The organism is Mycolicibacterium sp. Y3 (assembly GCF_051188035.1).
In the GTDB taxonomy this organism is placed as follows: Bacteria; Actinomycetota; Actinomycetes; order Mycobacteriales; family Mycobacteriaceae; genus Mycobacterium; species Mycobacterium fluoranthenivorans.
In genome coordinates this window covers 2,181,086-2,198,741 of the sequence record NZ_JAVQLT010000001.1, presented here as the reverse complement: position 1 = coordinate 2,198,741, position 17,656 = coordinate 2,181,086, and the positions used below count along the sequence as shown (strand labels likewise).

At 68.2% G+C, this 17,656-nt stretch carries 14 protein-coding genes; 6 read left to right on the top strand and 8 right to left on the bottom strand.

Translation table 11 applies throughout. The features are described 5' to 3' along the window. The first annotated feature begins 90 nt into the window (after positions 1-90). Genes QN239_RS10745 through QN239_RS10735 form a run of 3 tightly spaced genes read left to right on the top strand, consistent with a single transcriptional unit; the run spans position 91 to position 4,872 of the window. Positions 91-1,413, top strand: a complete 1,323-nt coding sequence (locus QN239_RS10745) for a nicotinate phosphoribosyltransferase (RefSeq protein WP_499010171.1) — start codon at positions 91-93, stop codon at positions 1,411-1,413. Beyond that, positions 1,410-3,392 (top strand): ATP-dependent DNA helicase, encoded by a 1,983-nt coding sequence (locus tag QN239_RS10740; protein ID WP_499010169.1) that lies wholly within the window; start codon positions 1,410-1,412, stop codon positions 3,390-3,392. The genes QN239_RS10745 and QN239_RS10740 overlap by 4 nt, the downstream gene beginning before the upstream one ends. 43 nt (positions 3,393-3,435) lie before the next feature. Then, positions 3,436-4,872: a neutral zinc metallopeptidase gene (locus tag QN239_RS10735; protein WP_499010167.1), complete on the top strand. Its 1,437-nt coding sequence runs from the start codon at positions 3,436-3,438 to the stop codon at positions 4,870-4,872. Here the strand turns inward: QN239_RS10735 and QN239_RS10730 are convergent. Genes QN239_RS10730 through glgP form a run of 3 tightly spaced genes read right to left on the bottom strand, consistent with a single transcriptional unit; the run spans position 4,869 to position 9,125 of the window. Then, positions 4,869-5,600, bottom strand: a complete 732-nt coding sequence (locus QN239_RS10730) for an MspA family porin (RefSeq protein WP_499010165.1) — start codon at positions 5,598-5,600, stop codon at positions 4,869-4,871. The two genes, QN239_RS10735 and QN239_RS10730, sit on opposite strands and share 4 nt — an antisense overlap. A gap of 58 nt (positions 5,601-5,658) precedes the next feature. After that, a complete protein-coding gene (locus QN239_RS10725) occupies positions 5,659-6,510 on the bottom strand; it encodes a virginiamycin B lyase family protein (protein WP_499010163.1) in 852 nt (283 codons plus the stop codon). Further along, positions 6,507-9,125 carry an alpha-glucan family phosphorylase gene (glgP, locus tag QN239_RS10720; protein WP_499010161.1) on the bottom strand — a complete coding sequence of 873 codons (2,619 nt, stop codon included), beginning with the start codon at positions 9,123-9,125 and terminating at the stop codon, positions 6,507-6,509. The genes QN239_RS10725 and glgP overlap by 4 nt, the downstream gene beginning before the upstream one ends. Before the next feature lie 151 nt (positions 9,126-9,276). Between glgP and QN239_RS10715 the strand changes: the two genes are divergently transcribed. Together QN239_RS10715 and glgB are read left to right on the top strand one after the other, a co-directional pair. Next, the gene (locus QN239_RS10715; protein ID WP_499010158.1) at positions 9,277-11,346 is read left to right on the top strand and encodes an alpha-1,4-glucan--maltose-1-phosphate maltosyltransferase; all 2,070 of its coding nucleotides are present in this window, start codon (positions 9,277-9,279) and stop codon (positions 11,344-11,346) included. Between the two features lie 4 nt (positions 11,347-11,350). Beyond that, positions 11,351-13,546 carry a 1,4-alpha-glucan branching protein GlgB gene (gene glgB, locus QN239_RS10710; protein WP_499010156.1) on the top strand — a complete coding sequence of 732 codons (2,196 nt, stop codon included), beginning with the start codon at positions 11,351-11,353 and terminating at the stop codon, positions 13,544-13,546. Positions 13,547-13,555: 9 nt separating this feature from the next. Here the strand turns inward: glgB and QN239_RS10705 are convergent, their stop codons facing one another. The 3 genes from QN239_RS10705 to QN239_RS10695 form a co-directional block, all read right to left on the bottom strand. Continuing rightward, positions 13,556-14,437: a tetratricopeptide repeat protein gene (locus QN239_RS10705; protein WP_267293863.1), complete on the bottom strand. Its 882-nt coding sequence runs from the start codon at positions 14,435-14,437 to the stop codon at positions 13,556-13,558. A gap of 13 nt (positions 14,438-14,450) precedes the next feature. Next, entirely contained in the window at positions 14,451-14,828 is a 378-nt protein-coding gene (locus QN239_RS10700) for a DUF3817 domain-containing protein (protein ID WP_499010154.1), read from the bottom strand. Positions 14,829-14,893: 65 nt separating this feature from the next. Continuing rightward, positions 14,894-16,087, bottom strand: coding sequence for an acetyl-CoA C-acetyltransferase (locus QN239_RS10695; RefSeq protein ID WP_499010152.1), 1,194 nt, complete (start codon positions 16,085-16,087; stop codon positions 14,894-14,896). A 96-nt stretch (positions 16,088-16,183) separates the two neighbouring features. Between QN239_RS10695 and mce the strand changes: the two genes are divergently transcribed. Beyond that, the gene (mce, locus tag QN239_RS10690) at positions 16,184-16,660 is read left to right on the top strand and encodes a methylmalonyl-CoA epimerase (protein ID WP_499010150.1); all 477 of its coding nucleotides are present in this window, start codon (positions 16,184-16,186) and stop codon (positions 16,658-16,660) included. A gap of 7 nt (positions 16,661-16,667) precedes the next feature. Here mce and QN239_RS10685 read toward each other — a convergent pair whose 3' ends face one another. Together QN239_RS10685 and nucS are read right to left on the bottom strand one after the other, a co-directional pair. Further along, positions 16,668-16,964 (bottom strand): Rv1322 family protein, encoded by a 297-nt coding sequence (locus QN239_RS10685; RefSeq protein WP_499010148.1) that lies wholly within the window; start codon positions 16,962-16,964, stop codon positions 16,668-16,670. Next, positions 16,964-17,650: an endonuclease NucS gene (gene nucS / locus QN239_RS10680; protein WP_267293867.1), complete on the bottom strand. Its 687-nt coding sequence runs from the start codon at positions 17,648-17,650 to the stop codon at positions 16,964-16,966. Before nucS ends, QN239_RS10685 begins: the two co-directional genes overlap by 1 nt. Between the last annotated feature and the right edge of the window lie 6 nt (positions 17,651-17,656).

Below are 17,656 nucleotides of genomic sequence, written 5' to 3'. Positions count from 1 at the left end.
TACCGGGGCGCGTTCACGCGCCGAGAATCGGAACGGTGCAGTTACGGTTGCCTCCGTGAGGATCAGCGAGGAGCCGGAGGCGGATCGCGCATGAGCACGGCGCTGTTGACCGACAAGTACGAGCTGACCATGCTCGCGGCGGCCTTGCGGGACGGCTCCGCGCACCGCCACTGCACGTTCGAGGTGTTCGCCCGCCGCCTGCCCGAGGGCCGCCGCTACGGCGTGGTGGCCGGCACCGGCCGCTTCTTGGAGGCGCTGGAGGACTTCACCTTCGACGACGATGCCCTGGCGTCGGTGTCCGGATTCCTCGACCCGGCCACCCTGGAGTTTCTGGCGAGCTACCGCTTCGCCGGTGACGTGGACGGCTACGCCGAGGGTGAGCTGTACTTCCCGGAGTCCCCGGTGCTGTCGGTGCACGGCAGTTTCGCCGAGTGCGTCATCCTGGAAACCCTTGTCCTGTCGATCCTCAACCATGACAGCGCCGTTGCCTCGGCCGCCGCGCGGATGGTGAGCGCCGCCGAAGGCCGGCCGCTGATCGAGATGGGCTCGCGGCGCACCCACGAGCAGGCCGCCATCGCCGCCGCACGCGCCGCCTGGATCGCCGGCTTTGCGGGCACGTCCAATCTGGCCGCCCAGCGCGCGTACGGGGTGCCCGCGCTCGGGACCAGCGCGCACGCTTTCACGCTGCTGCACACCGGCGACGCCGGACCGGACGAGCGCGCGGCGCGCGACCGATCTGAACGCTCCGCGTTCGCGGCCCAGGTCGACGCGCTCGGTGTCGGCACCACCCTGTTGGTCGACACCTACGACATCGCCTCCGGGGTGGCGAACGCCATCGCCGTGGCCGGCCCGGAGCTCGGTGCGGTGCGCATCGACTCCGGGGACCTGGGTGTGCTGGTGCGCCAGGTGCGCGACCAACTCGACGCGCTCGGCGCCACCGGCACCAAGATCGTGGTGTCCAGCGATCTCGACGAGTTCGCCATCGCGGCGCTACGCGCCGAGCCGGTCGACAGCTACGGGGTCGGCACCTCCTTGGTGACGGGTTCCGGCGCCCCCACCGCGGGCATGGTCTACAAGCTGGTCGAGGTCGACGGCCGGCCCGTGCAGAAGCGCAGTGCGCACAAGGAATCCCACGGCGGGCGCAAGGCGGCGCTGCGGCTGGCCAAACCGTCCGGGACGGTGGTCGAGGAGGTCGTCTACCGGCAGGGCCACCACCCCGAGATCGGCGCAAAGCTCACCGCCCGGCCGCTGACGGTCGAGCTGGTGCGGGCCGGGACGCGGGTCGGCGGTGACACCGATCTGGCGGCGGCGCGCGACCGGGTCACGGCGGGACTGCGCAGCCTGCCGTGGGACGGGCTGGGCCTGTCCAAGGGCGATCCCGCCATACCCACCCGGCTCCCCGCACCCGCGTGACCGCCACCCCGGTCCGCGACCTGCTCGCCGCCGCGGTCACCGCGCTCGGCGGTGCCCAGCGCCAGGGCCAGATCGAGATGGCCGAGGCCGTGGCACGCTCCTTCGATACCGGCGAGCACCTCGCCGTGCAGGCGGGCACCGGCACCGGCAAGTCGCTGGCCTATCTGGTGCCGTCCATCGCGCGTGCCGCCTCGGGACACGCCCCGGTGGTGGTATCCACCGCCACCATCGCCCTGCAACGTCAGCTGGTCGACCGCGACCTGCCCAGACTGGCCGACGCCCTGGCCCCGTCACTCCCGCGCAAGCCCACCTTCGCGCTGCTCAAAGGCCGCGGAAACTACCTGTGCCTCAACAAGATCCACAATGGCGCCAACACCGACCCCGCCGAGGACCAACCCCAGGAAGAACTGTTCGATGCGGTCGCCGCGACCGCGCTGGGCCGCGATGTGCAACGCCTGACCAAGTGGTCGTCGGACACCGAGACCGGCGACCGCGACGAGCTGGTGCCCGGCGTTCCGGACCGGTCGTGGAGCCAGGTCAGCGTGTCGGCGCGCGAGTGCATCGGGGTGGCGCGCTGCCCGTTCGGCACGGACTGCTTCTCCGAACGGGCCAGAGCCAAGGCGGGCACCGCCGATATCGTCGTCACCAACCACGCGCTGCTGGCCATCGACGCCATCGCCGATGCCTCGGTGCTGCCCGAACACGAACTCCTCGTCGTCGATGAGGCCCACGAACTCGTCGACCGGGTCACCGGGGTGGCCACCGGTGAGCTGTCGGCCACCCTGCTGGGTGCGGCTCAACGCCGTATCGGCCGCCTTGTCGATGCCGAACTCGCCGACCGGGTGGACGCCGCGGGCTCCATCCTCGCCTCGGCCATCCACGACGGCGAGCCCGGCCGCATCGACTACCTCGACGAGGAACTGGCCACCTACCTCACCGCGCTGCGCGACGCCGCGCACGCGGTCCGCACGGCCATCGACACCGCACCCACCGATCCGCAGGCCGCCGCGGCGCGGGCCGAGGCGGTCACCGCGGTGACCGAGATCGGCGATATCGCCTCCCGCATGCTGGATTCGTTCGTGCCCGCCATTCCCGACCGGCTCGATGTGGTGTGGCTGGAACATGAGGAGACGAAGAGCTCGGGTAAGCGGGCCATGCTGCGGGTGGCCCCACTGACGGTGTCAGGCCTGTTGCGTACCAGGATCTTTCAGCGTTCCACCGTGGTGTTGACCTCGGCCACGCTCACCCTCGGCGGCAACTTCACGGCGATGGCCGCCGGCTGGGGACTCGCCGGTGAGGAGACCGGAACCGCGTGGCGCGGAATCGATGTCGGTTCGCCGTTCGAACACGCCAAGTCCGGCATCCTCTACGTGGCCAAACATCTGCCCGCACCGGGCCGCGACGGCACCGGGTCGGCCGCCCAGCTCGATGAGATCGCCGAGCTCATCACCGCAGCGGGCGGGCGCACCCTCGGGTTGTTCTCCTCGATGCGGGCGGCCAAGGCCACCGCCGAGGCGATGGCCGCGCGGTTGGACACCCCGGTGCTGTGCCAGGGCGAGGACTCCACGGCCACCCTCGTCCAGCGGTTCAGCGACGACGAGGCCACCTCCCTGTTCGGCACGCTCTCGCTGTGGCAGGGCGTGGATGTGCCCGGTCCGTCGCTGTCGCTGGTGATCATCGACCGCATTCCCTTCCCGCGTCCCGACGACCCGTTGCTCACCGCGCGCCAGCGGGCCATCGCCGCGCGCGGCGGCAACGGATTCATGGCGGTGGCCGCCGGCCATGCGGCCCTGCTGCTCGCACAGGGGGCCGGCCGGCTGCTGCGCCGGGTCGACGACCGGGGCGTCGTCGCGATCCTCGATTCGCGGATGGCGACCGCGCGCTACGGCGGCTACCTGCGCGCATCGCTGCCCCCGTTCTGGACGACCACCGACACCGACCGGGTGATCGCGGCACTGAAGCGCCTGCGTAGCGAGTGATCGACCCGCCCTGCCGGGCCCGCGGTCACATATCCTTTCGGTCATGAATCGCCGACGGTGGGCGGGAACCGTGTTCAGCGCGTGCGTGCTGCTGCTGGTGGCCTCCTGCGCGCATACGCTGCAGGGCAACGCGGTATCTGTGTTCGCCGATCCGTTCCGGGTGGCCGGGATGCCCGCCACCGATGGGCCCACCGGCCTACGCGACGACGCCGCCGCGCCGACCCGCACGGCGCGCGACACCGACGGCGGGCAGATCGACCACCTGGCCGAGAGCTCCGTCAGCGATATCGAGGAATTCTGGCAGCAGGCCTACCCGCAGGCATTCGACGGTGAATTCACCCCTGTCAAAGAGCTGATCTCCTGGGATGCCGACGGTTTCGACGGCGAGTTCTGCGACTCGAACACCTACAACCTGGTCAATGCGGCGTTCTGCCGCGACGACAACACCATCGGCTGGGATCGCGGCGTGTTGATGCCCTCGCTGCGCAAGGCCAACGGCGATATGGCCGTCACCATGGTGCTCGCGCACGAATACGGACATTCGGTGCAGAAGCAGGCCAAGCTCACCCGCAAGGCCACCCCCACCCTGGTCTCCGAGCAGCAGGCCGACTGCCTGGCCGGCGTCTACATGCGCTGGGTCGCCGAGGGACATTCCACCCGGTTCACGCTGTCCACCGCAGACGGCCTGAACAACCTGCTGGCGGCGATGATCTCGTTCCGCGATCCGCTGCTCAACGAGGGTGATTCCGCCGCGGGCGAGGACGAACACGGCTCGGCCTTCGAGCGGATATCGGCCTTCCAGTTCGGCTTCACCGACGGCGCGCCCTCCTGCGCCTCGATCGACCCCGCGGAGATCAAACAGCGCCGCGGCGACCTGCCGGTGCTCCTGCCGGAAGACCAGTCGGGCGAACTGCAGATCACCGAGGCGTCGGCGCGCTCCATCGTCGACGCCATGGGCATCCTGTTCGCACCGAAGAACCCGCCCCAGCTGACCTTCGACCGGCCCGCGTGTGCCGATGCCCATTCCGATGCGGCCGTGACCTTCTGCCCCGCGAGCAACACCATCTCGGTGGATCTGCCCGCGCTGGAGGCCATGGGCGCCCAGTCCGAAGCCGAGCCCGGCACGGGCCTGACGACCGGCGACAACACCGCCTATTCGGTGCTGGTGTCCAGGTATATGCAGGCGATCCAACACGAGCGCGGCGGCCTGGCCCTCGACAGCGCCAAGGCCGCGTTGCGAACCGCCTGCCTGACCGGCGTCGCGACGGTGAAGATGACCCAAGCGGTGAACACCCCGGACGGCAACACGATTCAGCTCACGGCCGGCGATGTCGACGAGGCCATCTCCGGGATCCTCAGCAACGGTCTGGTGGCCAGCGATGTCAACGGCGAGTCCGTACCGTCGGGCTTCTCGCGCATCGACGCCTTCCGGGTCGGCGTGCTGGGCGATGAGGACCGCTGCTTCAAGCGGTTCCCCTAGACCTGTTTGGTCACCCCGTAATACCCGAGCACGACATCGGACTGATCCGTCGAGCGGGTCAGCACCGCGTAGGACCGCAGGAACGACTGGCCGACACAGCCGTCGATCTTGATGTGGAAGTTGGACACCATCACCCACGGATCCGGGCCTTTGAACTCCTTCTTCACCACCGGGACGATGTTGACGATGCCGGGCTTCAACGCGACCCCGATACCGCCGCTCACCGGAATGGAGAAGATCGGCGCCACGCCGGTGGGTAGCGCGCCCAGCGGCCCGCTCAAGCCCACACCACTGTTCAGACCGACCGAGCCGGTCAGGGTGACCCCGTTGGACGTGCTCATGTCGATTCCGCAGCCGATCTGGTAGCCGACCTCCAACACACCCCGGGGCGCCGACGCGCCATCCGGGGGCACCAATGATCCGTTGAACACGCCGCCTGCGCTGTACTCCCGGGAGGAGACGGCCGTCGTCAGCGGCGCGATCGGCAGCTGGACCTCGTCTTTCGACGAGACCGTCAGCGTCCAGCCGTCGGGTGTCTTCACGGTCTGCGGCGGTGCCGACGGGACCCTGCCGTCATCGACCGGCGGCGGTGGCACCTCGTCGGGCGGCGGTGCATCGGCGGTGGCCGGTTCAATCGCCGGCGGATCTTCAGGGTCGGCTACCGCGACAGGTGCGCACAGCACCAGCGCGACGGCACAGGTGCCGAAGGTGGCGGACCGGAGCGACATCCTCGGAACTTACCCGCCGTCCACCGCCGCCCGTGGCGAGTGGGAAAAGTGCATCCGCTCAACCGACGGGCAGTCGCAACACGTATCCCGATTCCAGGGCAACCCACAGCGCACCGTCGGGTGCCACCGCCACCCCGTGCGGTTCGCTTCCGGGCGGCAGGTCGATGGTCGCGACCTCGCCATCGGCGCCGACCCGGGCCAACTGGTCGGCACCCCACAGGCTCACCCAGACCCCGTCGGCCTGGTCGGCCACCACCGCATGCGGTTTGCCGGGCAGGTCGAGTTCCTGGATGGCCTCGTTCATCGGGATCCTCCCGAGCTTGTCGGCCCGGATGGCGGTGAACCAGACCGCGTCGTCATGGGTCGCGGTGATGCCCACCGGCCCGGCTGACGGCGTCGGAGTCTGCCGGGTGCTCAGCTTTCCCGCCATGTCCACCCGCCCGATCGCACTCGCGGCGTTGAGCGTGAACCACAGGGCTCCATCGGGTCCCGCGGTGACCATCGACGGTCCCCCACCGGGCATGGCCACCATGTCCACCGCACCGCCCGCGTCGACCCGCCCCACCGCCCCGGAGGCCGTCGCGGTGAACCACAGCGCACCGTCGGGGCCCACACACAGACCGAAAGGTGCACTGCCATCTGGTAATTCGATCTCGCTTCGGGCACCGTCCACCTCGATGCGACCGATCCGGTCGTCACCGTTGCGGGTGAACCACAGTGCACCGTCAGGGCCCGCGGCGATGATCGACGGCTTGCTGTCGGGATGCACGGGATAGACGCGGAGGTCACCGTCGGGCGCGATGCGCGCGATCTCGCCGCTGTGCACCAGCGTCACCCAGACGGCGCCGTCGGGTCCGGGGGCCAGCGCATACGGACCGCCGGGCACGGCGATGTCGAGAACCCCTCTCACGCGAGCGTGACGAGTCCGAGTTCGCCGGTGCCGGCCAGCAACCGGTGATACGGCAGCACGCGCACGGTGTAGCCGACGGGACCGGCCGCGGGCAGCGGCGCGGTGGTCGAGAAGATCTGGTTGCCGCCCTCACCGGGACCGGTGTGCGTCATCTCGACGGTGACCGGGTTCTGCAGCACGTCGGCGGCGTCCACACCGCCGAGCACGGCCTGCACCACGACCTCCTCGGGCGCCAGCCCGGCCAGGTGCACCGACGCGGTCAGGGTCAGCTCGCTGCCCAATACCGGTGTGTCGGGCAGCCCGTAACTGTCCACATCGGTGATCTGGATTCGCGGCCACGCCTCGAACGCGCGCCGCCGGTAGTCGGCCAGGTCTCGAGCGGCACCGAACGGGACCTCGGTCGCGTCACCGGCGGGCTCGATCGTGGCGCGCAGGGATTGCGCCGCGGGTGCGTAGTACTTCTCGGTGTAATCGCGCACCATCCGCGAGGCGAGCACCTTCGGTCCGAGCACCTGCAGGGTGTGCCGCACCATCTCCACCCAGCGACCGGGCACGCCGTGTTCGTTGCGCTCGTAGAACTTCGGTGTCACCGATGATTCCAGCAGGTCGTACAGGGCCCCCGCCTCGATATCATCGCGGCGGCTCTCGTCGGCCAGGCCGTCCGCCGTCGGGATCTCCCAGCCGTTCTCGCCGTCGTACCACTCGTCCCACCACCCGTCGCGGATGGACAGGTTCAGCCCGCCGTTGAGCGCGCTCTTCATACCCGAGGTCCCGCACGCCTCCAACGGGCGCAGCGGATTGTTCAACCAGACGTCGCAACCCCAGTAGAGCAGCCGCGCCATCGACATGTCGTAGTCCGGCAGGAACGCGATGCGGTGCCGCACCTCGGGTCGGTCGGCGAAGCGCACGATCTGCTGGATGAGCGCCTTACCGCCGTCGTCGGCCGGATGCGATTTACCGGCCACGATCAACTGCACCGGCCGCGACTCGTCGAGCAGCAGCTTCTCCAGCCGGACCGGGTCGCGCAGCATCAGGGTGAGCCGTTTGTAGGTCGGCACCCGGCGCGCGAACCCGATGGTCAGCACCTCGGGATCGAACGCAGTGGCGATCCAGCCGAGTTCCGCCTCCGAGGCGCCCCGCTCCAGCCAGGACCGGCGCAGCCGGGCTCGGACGTCCTCGACCAGGAGCGCGCGCAGCTGTGACCGGATCCACCACAGATGCCCGGGATCGACCTGTTGCAGCCGCTGCCAGGTCTCCGCCTCGCTCAGCGAGTCCAGATTGTCGCTGCCGATCAGGTCGCGGGCGAGCTCCACCCACTGCGGGGCGGCCCACGTCGGCGCGTGCACGCCGTTGGTGATGGAACCGATGGGCACCTCGGCGGTGTCGAAGCCCGGCCACAGCTCGTTGAACATCCCCCGGCTGACCCGCCCGTGCAGGAGCGACACCCCGTTGGCGCGCTGGGCCAGCCGCAGCCCCATATGCGCCATGTTGAACTTCGACGGGTCGTCCTCGGCGCCGAAGGCGATGATCCGGTCCAGGGGAACTCCGGGCAGCAGACGCGAATTCGCGCCGGAAGCGTTGCCGGGGTCAGCGCCGAAGTAGCGCTTCACCATGTCCACCGGGAACCGGTCGATACCGGCGGGCACGGGGGTGTGGGTGGTGAACACCGTCGACGAGCGCACCACGGTCAGCGCGGTGTCGAAGTCCAGTCCCGCGTCGATGAGCTCACGGATACGTTCAGCGCCCAGGAACCCCGCGTGCCCCTCGTTCATGTGGAACACTTCCGGGGCCGGACGGCCTTCGATCTCGGTGTAGGCGCGGATGGCGCGGACACCGCCGATACCGGCGAGGATCTCCTGCCGGATGCGGTGTTCCTGGTCACCGCCGTAGAGCCGGTCGGTGACCGTACGCAGGTCGTGTTCGTTCTCACCGATATCGGAATCGAGCAGCAGCAACGGAATTCGGCCCACCTGGGCCACCCAGACGTGGGCGGACAGGTGCGCACCCTCGGGCAGCGCGAGGGTGATCAACACCGGTTCACCGTCGGCGCTGGTCAGCAGCCGAAGTGGCAGACCCTGTGGATCCAGCGAGGGGTAGGTCTCGTGTTGCCAGCCGTCGGCGGTCAGCGACTGACGGAAGTACCCGGACCGGTAGTACAAACCGACACCGATCAGGGGCAGACCCAGATCGGATGCGGATTTAAGGTGATCACCGGCGAGGATACCCAGGCCACCCGAGTAATTCGGCAATACCTCGGCGACGCCGAACTCCATGGAGAAATAAGCGATTCCGCTGGGCAGACCATCCCCGGCGGCCTGTCTCTCCTGATACCACAGCGGCCGGGTCAGATAGGTGTCCAGGTCCTCCGCCAACTGGTCGACGCGTTCCAGGAAACCTCCGTCGAGCGCCAGCTCGTCCAGGCGTTTCGGATCGACCCCGCCCAGCAGGGCGATGGGATCCTGCCCGACCCGCTGCCACAACTCTGCGTCGATCGCCGCGAACAGGTCCTGGGTCGGCTTGTGCCAGGACCATCTCAGGTTGTTGGACAGCCGCTCAAGCGCGCCGAGGCGGTCGGGTAGGTGGGCTCGGACGGTGAACCGGCGAAGAGCTTTCACGTGACTTGACCTTACTGAAAATTCAGGCCGCGGTCGGATTCCCGAGGTTGGATTACAGACTGGTTCCATCGGGCACCCTGTGCCAGTCCGCCCACTACGGTGGACATCGACGCGCGGCGACAGAGCCGCGCCCGCATGAGGGAGTGAATGGGTGCCCGGTCGTATCGAGATCGATGACGCAGCGCCCGTGCTGTCCGGCGGGCGTTTCCCCGCCAAGGCTGTGGTCGGCGAGGTGGTACCCGTCAGCGCGGCGGTGTGGCGCGAAGGCCACGATGCGGTGGCCGCAACGCTGGTGGTGCGCTATCACGGCTCGGCATATCCGCAACTGGTCAGCGATCCACCGGGGATGAAACCGAGTCCGCCCGCCCCTGCCACCCCACCACGGATCAAACCGCAGGCGCTGCCCATGGCGCTGGGCCGCACGCCCGATGTGTTCCACGGCCAGTTCACGCCGGACAGGGTTGGGCTGTGGACTTTCCGGGTAGACGGCTGGGGTGACCCGATCAGCACCTGGCGAAAGGCGGTCACCGCCAAACTCGACGCCGGTCAGGGCGAGGCCGAACTGTCCAATGACCTCCTCGTCGGCGCCCACCTTCTGGAGCGCGCCTCGACCGGGGTGCCGCGCGAGCACCGACAGCCACTTCTGGACGCGGCGGCGGCGCTGCGCAGTCCGGGGGATCCGCTGACCCGCGCCGGCCTTGCCCTCTCTCCCGCGGTCGGTGATCTGCTGCGGAAATACCCGCTGCGCGAATTGCTCACCCGTGGTGAACAATTCGGCGTGTGGGTGGATCGGCCGCTGGCCCGGTTCTCGTCCTGGTACGAAATGTTCCCGCGTTCCACCGGTGGATGGGACAGCGAGGGAAGGCCGGTGCACGGCACCTTCGCCAGTGCTGCCAAGGAGTTGCCGCGCATCGCTCGGATGGGTTTCGACGTGGTGTATCTGCCCCCCATCCACCCGATCGGCAAGGTCCATCGCAAGGGCCCGAACAACTCGGTGACCGCCGCGCCCGGCGATGTCGGGTCACCGTGGGCGATCGGCAGCGACGAGGGCGGCCACGACGCGGTCCATCCCGATCTCGGCGGGATCGAGGGATTCGACGATTTCGTCGCTGCGGCAACCGATCACGGCCTGGAGGTGGCCCTGGATCTGGCGTTGCAGTGCGCACCGGATCATCCCTGGGCCAAGACACATCCGGAGTGGTTCACGGTGCTGCCCGACGGCACCATCGCCTACGCCGAGAACCCCCCGAAGAAGTACCAGGACATCTACCCACTGAACTTCGACAACGACCCGGCCGGGCTCTACGAAGAGGTCCTGCGGGTGGTGCGCTACTGGATCTCGCACGGCGTCAAGATCTTCCGAGTCGACAACCCGCACACCAAACCGCCGAACTTCTGGGCGTGGCTGATCGGTAAGGTCAAGGACGAGAGCCCCGACGTCCTGTTCCTCTCCGAGGCGTTCACCCGGCCGGCGCGGCTTTACGGCTTGGCGAAACTGGGCTTCACCCAGTCCTATTCGTACTTCACCTGGCGCACCGCCAAGTGGGAGCTCACCGAGTTCGGCGAGGATATCGCCAAGTACGCCGACTGCGCCCGGCCCAATCTGTTCGTCAACACCCCCGACATCCTGCACGAATCGCTGCAGCACGGCGGCCCCGGGATGTTCGCCATCCGGGCCGCGCTGGCCGCCACGCTCAGCCCGGTGTGGGGGGTGTACTCCGGCTACGAACTCTTCGAACACGAAGCGGTACGCGCCGGCAGCGAGGAGTACCTGAACTCCGAGAAGTACGAGCTGAGGCCACGAGATTTCGAGGGGGCGCTCGCCTCGGGGCGGTCTCTTGAACCATTCCTGACCCGGCTCAACGAGATTCGGCGCGTGCACCCGGCGCTGGCCCAGATGCGCACGATCAAGTTCCACCATATCGACAACGACGCGCTGCTGGCCTACAGCAAGTTCGACCCGATCAGCGGCGACTGCGTGCTGGTGGTGGTGACCCTCAACGCCTTCGGCCCGGAGGAGAGCACGTTGTGGCTGGACATGGAAGCACTCGGTATGGAGGCCTACGAACGGTTCTGGGTTCGCGACGAGATCACCGGCGAGGAGTACCAGTGGGGCCAGTCCAACTATGTGCGCCTCGATCCGGTCAGGACCGTCGCCCATGTCATCAACATGCCGCTGATCCCGCACGACGCCCGAACGACCCTACTGCGAAGGGAGTGAGCCGATGACCCGGATCAACCCGGCCACCAGCACTCACCTGCGTCCCGACGATGCCGATCTGCACCGCCTGCTGACCGGCGAGCACCACGACCCGCACTCCATCCTGGGTGCCCACGAATACGGCGACCACACCGTCATCCGCACCTTGCGCCCGCACGCCGAGACGGTGGCCGCCGTGATCGGCGGGGTGCGCTACGAGGCCACCCATATCGACGGCGGATTGTTCGCGGTGACGGTGCCGATCACCGGACTGATCGACTACCGGCTGGAGCTCGGCTATCCGGGTGCGCCCGTGCTCACCGTGGCCGACCCGTACCGATTCCTGCCCACGGTGGGCGAGATGGACATGCACCTGTTCGCCGAGGGCAGGCACGAACGGCTGTGGGAGATGCTGGGCGCACATCCGCGCACCTTCACCACCGCCGACGGCCCGGTACCCGGGGTGTCGTTCGCGGTGTGGGCGCCGAATGCCAAGGGCGTCAGCCTGATCGGCGAGTTCAATCATTGGGATGGCATCGAGGCGCCGATGCGCAGCCTTGGTTCGTCCGGCGTGTGGGAGGTGTTCTGGCCCGGCTTCCCCACCGACGGCATGTACAAGTTCCGGGTACACGGCGCCGACGGCGTGGTGTCCGACCGGGCCGATCCGATGGCCTTCGCCACGGAGGTGCCACCGCACACCGCATCGCGGGTGAACACCAGCTCGTATGAGTGGAGCGACGCCGACTGGATGGCCGGCCGCACCCTGCGCAACCCGGTGTTCGAGCCGATGAGCACCTACGAGGTGCACCTGATGTCGTGGCGGCCGGGCCTGAGCTACCGCCAGCTGGCCGTCGAACTCACCGAATACGTGGTGGCACAGGGCTTCACCCATGTGGAGTTGCTGCCGGTTGCCGAGCATCCGTTCGGTGGGTCGTGGGGATACCAGGTCACGTCGTACTACGCGCCGACCTCACGGCTCGGTACGCCCGACGAGTTCCGGCACCTGGTCGACACACTGCACCAGGCCGGGATCGGCGTCATCGTCGACTGGGTGCCCGCCCATTTCCCGAAGGACGCCTGGGCACTCGGACGGTTCGACGGCACCGCCCTCTACGAGCACGCCGACCCCCGACGTGGCGAGCAACTCGACTGGGGTACTTACGTATTCGACTTCGGCCGGCCCGAGGTGCGCAACTTCCTGGTGGCCAACGCGCTGTACTGGCTGCAGGAGTTCCACATCGACGGGCTCCGGGTCGATGCCGTGGCCTCCATGCTGTACCTGGACTACTCGCGGCCCGCGGACGGCTGGACACCCAACGAATACGGTGGCCGGGAGAATCTGGAAGCAGTGCAGTTCCTGCAGGAGATGAACGCCACGGTGCACAAGATCCACCCGGGCATCGTCACCGTCGCCGAGGAGTCCACCTCATGGCCCGGCGTCACCCGCCCGACCAACCTTGGCGGCCTTGGCTTTTCCATGAAATGGAACATGGGCTGGATGAACGACACACTGGCCTACATCGCCCGCGATCCCATCCACCGCAGCTTCCACCATCACGAGATGACGTTCTCGATGCTGTACGCGTTCAGCGAGAACTACGTGCTGCCGATCAGCCATGACGAGGTGGTGCACGGCAAGGGCACCCTGTGGGGCCGGATGCCGGGCAACGACCACAACAAGGCCGCCGGCGTACGGAGCCTGCTGGCCTACCAGTGGGCACATCCCGGTAAACAGCTGCTGTTCATGGGACAAGAATTCGGGCAGCGCGCCGAATGGTCCGAGGAGCGTGGACTGGACTGGTATCAGCTGGGCGAACAGAGCTTCTCCACCGGCATCCAGCAGCTGGTCGCCGATATCAACCGGCTGTACCGCAGCCGTCGTGCCCTGTGGTCCAGGGATACCGTTCCCGACGGTTACTCCTGGATCGACGCCAACGACTCGGCCAACAATGTGCTGAGCTTCCTGCGCTTCGGCGATGACGGATCGGTGCTGGCCTGCGTGTTCAACTTCTCCGGAAGCGAGCATGCCCAGTACCGCCTCGGGTTGCCCCATACCGGGACGTGGCGCGAGGTGCTCAATACCGACGCGACGATCTACAACGGTGCCGGGCTGGGCAATCTCGGTTCTGTCGAGGCCACCGCACAGCCCTGGCACGGCCGTCCCGCGTCGGCGGTGATGTCGCTGCCGCCGCTGGCCGCGCTCTGGTTCGAACCGGCCTGATCCGGCCGGTCAGTACAGGGCGTTGGCCAGGTTGCGCCGGCCCGCGATGACATCCGGGTCGGCGGCGTCGAACAGTTCGAAAAGTTCGATCAGGCGGGTCCGCACCTTGGTGCGGTCATCGCCCGCGGTCCGCTTGACCAGCGCGATCAGCCTGTTGAACGCCGGTGCGACGCTCTGCTGCAGGATCTCGACATCGGCGGCGGCGAATGCGGCCTCGATATCGTCGGGGGCGGCGTCGGCCGCCGCCACGGCGTCGGGACTGTGCGTGGTGGCCCGCTGCAGGAACGAGATCTGCCGGATCGCCCCGGTGGCCTCGGCGTCGTTGGGCTTGGCCGCCAGAATCGCCTGATAAGCGGCCAGGGCGGCGTCGAAGTCACCGTTGTCCAGGTGCGCGCGGGCGGCCTCCACTTCGGGGTCGACCTGCTCTGCGTCGTCTCCCCCGCCGCCGGGGTTGCCCGCGGCCTGCAGCAGTGAGTCGATCCACCGCCGCAGCTGCTCGGGCGGCTGCGGCCCCTGGAAGCTGGCGACCGGCTGCCCGCCGACCACTGCCACCACGGTGGGTACCGCCTGCACGCCGAACATCTGCGCCACCCGCGGGGTGGTGTCGACGTTGACCATGGCCAGCACCCAGCTGCCACCGTCGGCCGCAGCCAGCTCGGCGAACGCGTCGCCGAGCGCGGCGCTGGCCTCGCTGCGTGGGGTCCACAACAGCACCACCACGGGTTTCTCGCCGGAACGGACCAGGACCTCGGCTTCGAGGTTGGCTTCGGTCACCTGCACGGCACCCGACGGGCCCGCGGCGGCGGCTTGTGAGGGCGGAGGTTGCTTGAGGGCCGACAGATCGACCGCGCCAGCCAGCGCGGGGCCCAGAGAAGACCGGGGTCGTGTCACATCGACAAGTCTGTCACGTCGCCGGCGCGCTCGACCCGGCTGGTTCGCCGCGCGTTGTCTTCCCGTCGCTTCGGACACCCAGCCGGCCGGTGCGATCCGCCCAGATGACGAAGATCACACTCGCCAACGGCACGATGCTGGCCAGCAATGCCGCTGCCCAGGTGGACAGCGACCACTTGTGGGCCAGCCCGACCAGCAGCGCCAGGACCACGAAGGCGATGAAGATGCCACCGTGGATCGGGCCGAACACCTTCACGCCGACCTCGGTGCGGGGTGTACCCAGGTACTTGAAGTACATCCCCACCAGCAGACCGACCCAGCTGACGGCTTCGGCGCCGGCCACCAGCCGGAACCAACTCGCGGCGCGTTCACCGCTGACCATGCGTGCCATAGGGCCCATTGTGCCCGAGCAACCACTGAGCTACTACGCCCTGTCGTTGAAGGTTGAGAACGCGCTCAGGGGCGGCGCAGGATCAGCGCGTCGCCCTGGCCACCGGCTCCGCACAGCGCGGCGACGGCGTAACCCGAGCCCTTGCGTGCCAGCTCCAGCGCCGCATGCAGGGTGATCCGGGCACCGGACATCCCGATCGGGTGGCCGATGGCAATGGCGCCGCCGTTGACGTTCACCTTGGCAGCGACAGCCGCCTCGTCCAACCCCAATTCGCGGGCCGAGGCCAGCGCCACCGCGGCGAACGCCTCGTTGATCTCGACGACATCGAGTTGATCGACCGTGATGCCCTCGCGCGCCATGGCCTTCTTGATCGCGTTGGCCGGCTGGCTCTGCAGCGTCGAGTCCGGACCGGCGACCACACCGTGCGCACCGATCTCGGCCAGCCAGCTCAGCCCGAGCTCCTGCGCCTTGGCCTTGCTCATCACGACGACCGCTGCGGCTCCGTCGGAGATCTGCGAGGCCGAACCGGCGGTGATGGTGCCGTCCTTACGAAACGCCGGCTTGAGCCCGCTCAGCGATTCCGCGGTGGTGTTGGCGCGAATGCCCTCATCCTCGTTGAACTCGAGCGGGTCACCCTTGCGCTGCGGGATCTGCACCGGCACGACCTCATCGGCGAAGACGCCGTCCTTCCAGGCCGCCGCCGCCTTCTGGTGCGACTGCGCGGCCAGCTCGTCCTGCTGGGCGCGGGTGAACTGGTCGACATCGTTGCGCTGCTCGGTGAGCGCGCCCATCGGCTGGTCGGTGAACACGTCGTACAGACCGTCGTAAGCCAGGTGATCCACCAGCGTGGTGTCGCCGTACTTGAAGCCCTCGCGACTCTTGGGCAGCAGGTGCGGGGCCTGGCTCATCGATTCCTGGCCACCGGCGACCACGACCTCGAACTCACCGGCGCGGATCAGCTGATCGGCCAGCGCGATGGCGTCGATACCCGACAGGCACATCTTGTTGATGGTCAGGGCGGGCACATCCCAGCCGATCCCGGCGGCGACGGCGGACTGGCGTGCCGGCATCTGGCCGGCACCCGCGGTGAGCACCTGCCCCATGATCACGTAGTCCACGGCGGAGGCGTCCACACCCGCCTTCTCCAGGGCGCCCTTGATGGCGATGGCCCCGAGATCGCTGCCCGAGAAGCCCTTGAGCGAGCCCAGCAGCTTGCCCACCGGGGTGCGGGCGCCCGCAACGATCACCGAGGTCGTCATTTCCATCCTCCAAAGGTTCTGTAAAGCCTGCCGAACGAGCTTAGTGTGGCCTATCACACAGGCATAAAATCGACTATGTCAGGTTACTTTTAGTCTATGACCACCGAGCACGTCGACGCCCGTCCGGCCCTTGCCAGCGCACTGGTGACCGCCATCGACCACGTCGGTATCGCCGTGCCGGATCTGGACGCCGCGATCAAGTGGTACCACGACCACCTCGGCATGATCGTGCTGCACGAGGAGGTCAACGAGGAGCAGGGCGTCCGGGAGGCCATGCTCTCGGTGCGCGGCGCGGCCAAGGGCAGCGCACAGATCCAGTTGCTCTCCCCGTTGGACGAGAAGTCCACCATCGCCAAGTTCATCGACACCCGCGGCCCCGGCCTGCAGCAGCTGGCCTACCGCACCAGCGATATCGACGCCCTCTCCGAGCGCCTGCGCGCCGACGGCGTCCGGCTGCTCTACGACGCGCCGCGCCGGGGTACCGCGGACTCGCGGATCAACTTCATCCACCCCAAGGATGCCGGCGGTGTGCTGATCGAGCTGGTCGAACCCGCCGCCGACGGCGATCACTGACGAGCCACTAGCTCCACTTGCGGGTCGGGCCTCGGTTGGCCCTGTTGGCCCAGCACGGCGTATGCCAGTGCCTGCGGTCGTCGATGTCTGCCTCAACACCGCCCGGACTCGCCGGCCACACCAGCACATGTGCGGTCGCCGGCTTGATCTCGTGATCGCAGCCCGGGCAGCGGTAGATCTTCTCAGCACGCCCCGCCGGCACCTGACGCACGTGATAGTCGTAACCGTCCGGTCCCACCTCGAGGCGCGGTGGCGTGGGCAGCGGCCGAAACGGCTGTGCGCGCCGGTTCGGACGGCGGCCCATCAGAACAGCCGGAACTCGTCGTTGTCCATCCCACGCATCTTGTCGTAATCCAGTACGACACAACGAATTCCGCGATCCTCGGCCAGCGTACGGGCCTGCGGCTTGATCTGCTGGGCGGCGAAGACACCACTCACCGGCGCCAGCACGGTATCGCGGTTGAGCAGCTCCAGATAGCGAGTCAACTGTTCGACGCCGTCGATCTCACCGCGCCGTTTGATCTCCACGGCCACCGACCGACCGGTCTCATCCCGGCACATCAGGTCCACCGGGCCGATCGCCGTCATGTACTCGCGGCGCACCAGAGTGAACCCCGCCCCGAGCAGTTCGACGTGTTCGGCGAGCAGCACCTGCAGGTGTGCCTCGACACCGTCCTTGACCAATCCCGGGTCCACCCCGAGTTCATGACTGGAGTCGTGCTCGATGTCCTGCACGGTGATGCGAAGCTGTTCCCCCGCTTTGTTCTCCACCACCCACACCATCTCGGCACCGTCGGCCGAGGCGTCCGGGACGCCCTCGGTGACCCAGCACGGCGGGCTCATCCAGTTCAGCGGCTTGTAGGCACGGTCGTCGGCGTGCACGCTCACCGAGCCGTCGGCTTTGAACAACAGCAGCCGACGGGCCGACGGGAGATGGGCGGTGAGGCGTCCGACGTAATCGACGGTGCATTGGGCGATGACGAGGCGCACCGAACC